The sequence below is a fragment of the Aquabacterium sp. UBA2148 genome, from assembly GCF_002328915.1.
Classification (GTDB): Bacteria; Pseudomonadota; Gammaproteobacteria; order Burkholderiales; family Burkholderiaceae_C; genus Aquabacterium; species Aquabacterium parvum.
The window spans coordinates 1-7,146 of record NZ_DCXA01000317.1 but is presented as its reverse complement, the minus strand read 5'-3'; the positions used below and the strand labels follow the sequence as shown (position 1 = coordinate 7,146).

Sequence of the window (7,146 nt, the reverse complement as noted above, 5' to 3'; positions counted from 1 at the left end):
GTTGGCCTTGTGGTCCCAGCCCTGCAGCACGAGCTTGGTGGGGCGCAGCTCGCGGCGTGCGGCCAGGGCGGTGATGCTGTCTTGCTCTTGCTGGCTGGTGTGGCCATGAAAGCGGATGCCCCGGCCACCCAGGCTGTGCACGCTGGTCAGGTCTTCGGGCTGCTGGGCGCTGCGCACGAAGAAGACCACCCGGTGGCCCATGGGGGCGTCGGCGTGTTCTTCGACACGCCAGGCAATGCCTTCTTCGGCCAGGAGACGCTGGATGAATTCAAGGTCGCTCTCGCGGTGCTGCACGCAGTAGCTGCGCTGGCCACCGTTGCGGGCAAACAGGCCCTGGGCGACGTGTTCCGCCACGCCCGTGTCCCAGTGCCAGGCGGCCAGTTGCGGGTGGTCGGCGAAGACGTCTTCGACGATTTGCACAACGCTGGCGTCCTGCCAAACCCTGCTGCACAGGGCGTGGTCGAGCAGGGCGATCCAGGGCTGCAGCAGCAGGGCCTTGCGGGCAAAGCCGCCGTCGGACTGCAGCGAGCGCGCTTCGGTGACCACGCCGCTGCGCGAGACCTCGCTGCCATCGGACAGGCGCGTGGTCAGCGTGACGGGACGCGCGTAGAGGTCTTTGAGCGCGACGCGGGTGTCAAGCGCGAGGACGTGGATGCACAGCTCGAAGGGCTGGGAGACGGCTTCGTGCAGCTCAAAGCGCTCGACCAGCAAGTCAGCCGGCAAGGGTTGCTCGGCGTGCGCGGCCGCCAGCGCGTGCAGCCGGGTGTCTTGCGCCCACGCAGACAGCAGCCCGGCCAAGTCCGACAGGCTTGGCAGATTCATGGTCCCTGAGGTTTTGATTTGAGTGGCGGCCAGTCTATGGCTGCTGCCTCAGCACAAAGCTCCCCAGGACGGGGGTAATTTGAAAACGAATGCAAATTGCGGCAAAAGGATCAGGACTCAATCACAGTCCACCCTTCGCGCTTCAATCAACAACGCTTTCAGAAATCACTTCACCCAGGTGTTCATCTGCATGATCGGCAGCATCACCGACATCACGATGAGCATGACCACCAGGCCCATCACGACGATGAGCAGGGGTTCGAGCACCGTGGCAATCGCCAGCGCACGGCGCTGCACCTCGCCCGAGAGCTGCACCGCGGCGCGCTGCAGCATCAACGGCAACTGGCCGGTCTGCTCGCCCAAGCGGGCGAACATCGACAGCAGGCCCGGGAAACGCTTCTTGGCCGCGATGGCCGAGGCCAGGGGCGCGCCTTCGCGCACCTGCACCAGCGCGTCCATCGCGTCGGCGCGCATGGCGCGGTTGGAGAGCGTCTCGGCCGCCGCCTGCAGCGCCTTGAGGATGGGCACACCCGAGCCCGCCAGCATGGCCAGCGTGCCGGCGAAACGCGCGGCGTTGTAGCCCCGCGAGAGCCGGCCGATGATGGGCAGCTCCAGCCAGAAGGCGTCGAACTTCTGACGGAAGGCCTCGTCGCGCAGCGCCACCAGCAAACCGGATCCCCCGCCAACGATGCCCAGCATCATCAGCCAGCCCCAGTTGCGCATGAAGGCGCTCAGACCCAGCATGAACTGCGTGAGGAAGGGCAATGCCCGCTTGCTGCTGGAGAACACCTGCGCCACCTGCGGCACCACGAACACCAGCAGCGCCACCACGATGACCACCGCGAACAGCGACACGATGGCCGGGTACAGCGTGGCGCCGATCAGCTTGGACTTGAGCGCCTGCTGCTCTTCGAGATCGTTGGCGAGCTTGTCGAGCACGCCGCCGAGCTGGCCGCTTTGCTCACCGGCGGCCACCACGCCGCAGTACACCTCGTCGAACTCGCGGGGCGAGCCCAGCAAAGCGCGGGCAAAGGGCGAGCCGGCGTTGACCTCGGCACGCAGGTGTGCCACGAGCTCGCGCTGGCGCGGGTCTTCGGCTTCATCGGCGAGCGCCGTGAGCGCCCGCTCCAGCGGCAAACCCGCCACCACCAGGCCCGAGAGCTGGCGCGTCCAAACGGCCAGCTCCGAGGAGTTGAACACCCGCCGCGCGAACAGCTTGGTCGACGTGCTCTGCTCGCTCTCGGCCACCTGCACGGGCGCCACCTTGAGCGGCACCATGTGCTGGGTGCGCAGCTGGGCGCGCGCGGCCTTGGGGTTGTCGGCATCGACCAGTCCGTTGACGGTCTTGCCGGTGGCGTCCAGGGCTTCGAAGCGGAAGGCGGGCATGGTGGTTACTCAGGTGCTCGGGTCGGGGCTGTCGTGCGGGCGGTCATTCCCGCGTGACGCGCAAGACCTCTTCGAGCGAGGTCACGCCTTCGGCCACCAGGCGGTCGCCGTCTTCGCGCATGGTCTTCATGCCGCTGAGCTGGGCCACCTCGAACAGCTTGGACTCGGCCGCCTGCTCGTGGATCAGGCCACGGATCTCGTCGTCGGCCACCATGAGTTCGTACACACCGGTTCGGCCCTTGTAGCCGCTCATGCCGCATTCGGGGCACCCCACCGGGTGCCACTTGCCCTGGTCATCCTGGCGCTTGCAGTGCACGCACAGCTTGCGCACCAGGCGCTGGCCGAGCACGCCCAGCAGCGAGCTGGACAACAGGAAGGGCTCAATGCCCATGTCGGTGAGACGCGTGACGGCGCTGGGCGCGTCATTCGTGTGCAGCGTGGCCAGCACCAAGTGACCGGTCAGCGAAGCCTGCACGGCGATCTGCGCGGTTTCGAAGTCGCGGATTTCACCGATCATGATGACGTCCGGGTCTTGCCGAAGGATGGCGCGCAGGGCCTTGGCAAACGTCAGGTCGATCTTGGCGTTGACCTGGGTCTGGCCGATGCCGGGCAGCTCGTACTCGACCGGGTCTTCCACCGTCAGCACGTTGGTGGTGGCGGCGTCGACCGTGCTCAGGCCGGCGTACAGCGTGGTCGTTTTACCGGAGCCGGTTGGGCCGGTGACCAGCACGATGCCGTGCGGCTGGCGCAGCAGGCGCTTGAAGCGGTCCAGCGAGTCGCCGCTCATGCCCAGCGATTCGAGGGTGAACTTGTTGGCGTCGCCCTTGTCCAGGATCCGCAGCACGGCGCGCTCGCCGTGGGCCGATGGCAGGGTCGAGACGCGAACGTCCACCGCGCGGCCGCCGATGCGCAGGCTGATGCGGCCGTCCTGCGGCAGGCGCTTTTCGGAGATGTCGAGCTCGGCCATGATCTTCAGGCGCGAGATCAGCGCGGCGTGCAGGGCCTTGTTGGGCTGCACCACCTCGCGCAGCGTGCCGTCGACGCGAAAGCGCACCGACGACGAACGCTCATAGGGCTCGATGTGGATGTCGGATGCGCCGTCCTTCGCGGCCTGCGTGAGCAGCGCGTTGAGCATGCGGATGATGGGCGCGTCGTTGCTCGACTCCAGCAGGTCTTCAACGGCGGGCAGGTCCTGCAGCATGCGCGACAGGTCGACCGCGCTTTCGACCTCGCCCACCACGGCGGCGGCGCTGCCTTCACCGGCGGCGTAGGCCGTGGCGATGCGCTGCGACAGCGTCTCGGCGGGCTCCTGCTCGATGACGTCGACGGCGTACTTGCGCATCACCTCCGACAGCGCAGCGGGTGACACGCCGACGCTGGCCCACAGGGTGGATCGCTCGGCGTCGGCTTCGAGCAGCAGGCCGTGGGCCCTGGCGAAGGCGTAAGGAAGGGGGTGGCGGGCGCCCATGGTCGTGCGGCTCCGGTCGGTCAGCGCAGGGCCGAGGTGGCGGGGGCTGCTGGGGCCGCAGGCACCGATGCGGCTGGCACCGCAGCTGGCGCCGGCACCGGTTGCACGCGCGGCAGTACCAGGTTCGGCTCGGCTGCGTTCGGGTCGTCCAAAGGTTGGCGCACCGAGGGAGGCATCATCTGGTTGCTGAGCTTGAGCGGCTCGATCACCGGCGCACCGTTCACCGCGCCCAGCACACCGCTGGCCTCCGGTTGGCTGCTGACCTGCTTCTGGCGCATGAACTCGTAGCGGTCCAGCGTGACGGCGTTGGCCGCGTCCTGGTCACGCATCACGACCGGTCGCAAGAAGACCATCAGGTTGGTCTTGTTGCGTGAACGCGCGCGGCTCTTGAACAACTCACCCAGCACCGGGATGTCGCCCAGCAGAGGCACCTTCGAGATGCCGTTGCTGAACTCGTCCTTGAGCAGACCACCCAGCACCAGGGTCGTGCCGTTGTCGATCACGACGGTGGTTTCGATGGAACTCTTGTTGGTGGTCAGACCTTGCGTGTCTCCCTTGCTGGCCGCGTCCACCGACGAGTTTTCCTGGAACACCGTCATACGCACCGTGCCGCCCTCGCCCACCTGCGGTCGCACGCGCAGCGTCAAGCCCACGTCCTTGCGCTCAACGGTGGTGAAGGGGTTGACGGAGCCAGAGCTGGAGTTGTTGTTCGTGTAGGAGCCAGTGACGAAGGGCACGTTCTGGCCGACAACGATCTTGGCTTCTTCGTTGTCCAACGCGATCATGTTCGGCTTGGACAGCACGTTGCCATCGGCGTTGGTCTCCAGGAAGCTGGCCAAGGCGCCAAGGCTGTACTTGCCGTTGGAGAGCTTGCGCGCGATGCCCAGGTTCAGGCCCGTCATCGTGGCGCCGACGGTCTCCGGATTTGCGATCAGGCTGAAGAGCCCAGGCACGCCTCCGGTTGCGGTTCTCAGGTTAGTACCGCCTATGACCTGCGTGGAGTCGCCCGAGCCTGCCGCCCATTGGAAGCCGACCTCGGCCAGTTTTCTTTCGTTGACCTCGACGATCATCGCCTCGATGTAAATCTGCGCGCGACGACCGTCGAGCTGCTCGATCACGGCGCGCAGCTGCTTGTACAGCGCGTCGCTGGCCGTGATGATCAGGGAGTTGGAGCTCGGGTCGGCCTGGATGAAGCCACCCGTCGAGGGCTGCACCGAGGCGCCCACCGGGGCCGTGGCCTGCGACGATGCACCGCCCGAGTTGCTGCCCGAAGAGGTGTTCATGCCGGTCTGGGTCGTTGGCGTGGAGGTGGTGCTGGTGGGCGAGCCCCCCGATGCCCCGCCACCCGATGAAGCGCCGCCACCGGCCGACGCGAACGCCGCGCGCAGCACCTGGGCCAATTTGACCGCATCGGCGTTGCGCAGGTAGACCACGTGGATGCCACTGCCCCCAACGCCAGCCGTGCCCGGGCGGTCCAGGCGCTGGATGACGTTGCGCACCAGCCCCATGCGGGCGGCGTTCTGGGCGCGCACCATCAGCGTGTTGGTGCGGGCATCTGCCATCACCACGGCGCCACCAGCGGTCGCTCCACCGGCCGCACCAGGCGCCGCGCCGCCTTCGATGAGCTTTTGCACCATGGGCGCGATGTCCACCGCGATGGCGTGCTGCAGCGGGATCGCTTCCATGTCGGTGGTCGACGGCACGTCCATCGCCGCGATCATCTGGCTGATGCGCTGCAGGTTGTCGGCGTAGTCGGTCACCACCAGGGTGTTGCTGCCCGGGTTGGCGTTGATCGTGTTGTTGGGGCTGATGAGCGGGCGCAGCACGCCCACCATGTTGGCCGCCGACTCGAACTGCAGGCGGAAGATCTGGGTCAGCACCTGGTCACCGGCGCGCTTGACGGTGCCGACTTCAACGGTGCCCGTCTGCAGCTTGGCTTCGGCCTCGGGCACGATCTTGAGCATGTTGCCCACCTCGACCACGCTGAAGCCCTGGCCACGCAGCGCCGCCAGGAAGTTCAGGTAGGCCTCGCGCGGCGTCAGGGGCTGGTCGCTGTAGAGCGTGATCGCACCCTTGACGCGGGGGTCGACCATGATCTGCTTGTCGACGATGACGGCCATGGCACGCGCCACGCCTTCGATCTCGGCGTTGACGAAGTTCAGCGTGACCGTGGCGCCGCCCTTCTTGACGGGGGCTGCGGAGACCGCGCCCACCGTGAAGCCTGGCAGCAAACCACCTGGGCCGAAAGCCAGGGCAAGGGCCGTGACCAGGGCGGTGGCGCGGGAGCGCGTGAGCAGGGGATGGGTCTTCATGCCTTATCCGATCGAAATGACGGAGCGCTCGCCTTGGCGACGCCCGATGATGTTCAGGAGGTTGTCCAGCGCGCCCTGGCTGGCTTCGCTGGCACGGGCTTCGCCACGGAAGCGCACACCAGAAGGCGTGACACCACCGTTGCCCGTCAGGCTGAGGGCCCCGTCGAGGGTGCCCAGGTTGAGTTGAACCTGCCCTTCGGCGTCGCCGACCACGTCCAGCCGGTACGAGCCCAGGCGGTCCAGCGTGGTGATGCGCGAGGCGACGTTGTCGAGCGCCACCTCGGCCTGGCCCTGCACACGCAGGCGGCCTTGGGTCCAGGAGAAGCTGAGGTCACGGGTGCTCACTCGCAGCACGCCGCTCAATTGCAAGGTGTTCCAGGGCGTGCCCAGGCCACCGAGCCAGGCTGCCGGCCAGTGTCCGATCTCGCCAGCGGTTTGAACAGGCTGACCAGGCTGGGCTTGGGTGGCCACGCGCACCGTGGCGCCCGACAAGGCAGGCTGCACGATCAGCACCAAGGGGGTCTGGATGCAGCAGTCCTGCTGCAGAACCAGTGAGACGCCTTGCAGCCCGAGACGCATCGACCAGTTCAGGCGCCCAGGCAAAGCCCGCGCGTCGCGGCTGCCCGGCCCGCCCGTGAGCACGGCCACGGCATCGCCGCGCCAGATGGTGCCCTTGGCGTCGGCCAGCAACAGGCGGCCGTCCGAGGCCGACACCACGGCCTTGGCCAACCAGGGTGCGGGGGCATAGGCGATCAGGCCCAGCATGGCACCCACGCCCGCGCCCCACCAGCCCCAGCGGCGCCCAGCCCGGCGCATGTTCTCCCAGCGGGCGACCTCGAGGGTGGACTCCAGCCAGCGGGTGGTCAGCGCGGTCGCGCCTTTCATCCAGCCGGGGCGTCGGTTGAGCAGGGGCAGGCCAGCCATGTTCTTGCCCTTTCAGCGCGGCGCTTGAGCCGTGGACAGGCTCAGCACGATGCTGCCGTTGTAACGCCCGGCCTGGGCCTGCTGCAGGTTGGCCTCCAGGGGCCTGGCGCGCGCAGCGGTGCGGACTTCATCGAGCCAGGAGGCCAGGCTCTCGCCGGGCACCTCGCGCAGGCTGAGGGTGGCGCGGTCGCCTTGCACGCTCAGCGTGGCGGCGGGGCCCAGGCGGTCGGAGGC

General features: G+C 67.8%; 5 protein-coding genes and 1 pseudogene. All 6 read right to left on the bottom strand.

Annotated features, from left to right (window positions below; genetic code table 11):
• Positions 1 to 822: type VI secretion system Vgr family protein (locus B2W70_RS17765; protein WP_286747836.1), on the bottom strand; the 822-nt coding region annotated here is incomplete at its 3' end.
• Positions 823 to 987: 165 nt separating this feature from the next.
• Positions 988 to 2,208, bottom strand: a complete 1,221-nt coding sequence (gene gspF / locus B2W70_RS17760; protein WP_286747834.1) for a type II secretion system inner membrane protein GspF — start codon at positions 2,206 to 2,208, stop codon at positions 988 to 990.
• Positions 2,209 to 2,251: 43 nt separating this feature from the next.
• Positions 2,252 to 3,676: a type II secretion system ATPase GspE gene (gene gspE, locus B2W70_RS17755; protein ID WP_286747832.1), complete on the bottom strand. Its 1,425-nt coding sequence runs from the start codon at positions 3,674 to 3,676 to the stop codon at positions 2,252 to 2,254.
• 20 nt (positions 3,677 to 3,696) lie between these two features.
• Positions 3,697 to 5,988: a type II secretion system secretin GspD gene (gene gspD, locus B2W70_RS17750; protein ID WP_286747830.1), complete on the bottom strand. Its 2,292-nt coding sequence runs from the start codon at positions 5,986 to 5,988 to the stop codon at positions 3,697 to 3,699.
• A 3-nt stretch (positions 5,989 to 5,991) separates the two neighbouring features.
• On the bottom strand, positions 5,992 to 6,912 hold the full coding sequence (locus tag B2W70_RS17745) for a type II secretion system protein N (protein ID WP_286747828.1): 921 nt from the start codon (positions 6,910 to 6,912) through the stop codon (positions 5,992 to 5,994).
• Positions 6,913 to 6,924: 12 nt separating this feature from the next.
• Positions 6,925 to 7,146 (bottom strand): annotated as a pseudogene (locus B2W70_RS17740) (type II secretion system protein GspM); the annotation flags it as partial.

Bases quoted from the DNA above. Each gene is read 5' to 3' on its own strand.
- gspF (WP_286747834.1), bottom strand. From the start codon at position 2,208: ATGCCCGCCTTCCGCTTCGAAGCCCTGGACGCCACCGGCAAGACCGTC.
- gspE (WP_286747832.1), bottom strand. From the start codon at position 3,676: ATGGGCGCCCGCCACCCCCTTCCTTACGCCTTCGCCAGGGCCCACGGC.
- gspD (WP_286747830.1), bottom strand. From the start codon at position 5,988: ATGAAGACCCATCCCCTGCTCACGCGCTCCCGCGCCACCGCCCTGGTC.
- B2W70_RS17745 (WP_286747828.1), bottom strand. From the start codon at position 6,912: ATGGCTGGCCTGCCCCTGCTCAACCGACGCCCCGGCTGGATGAAAGGC.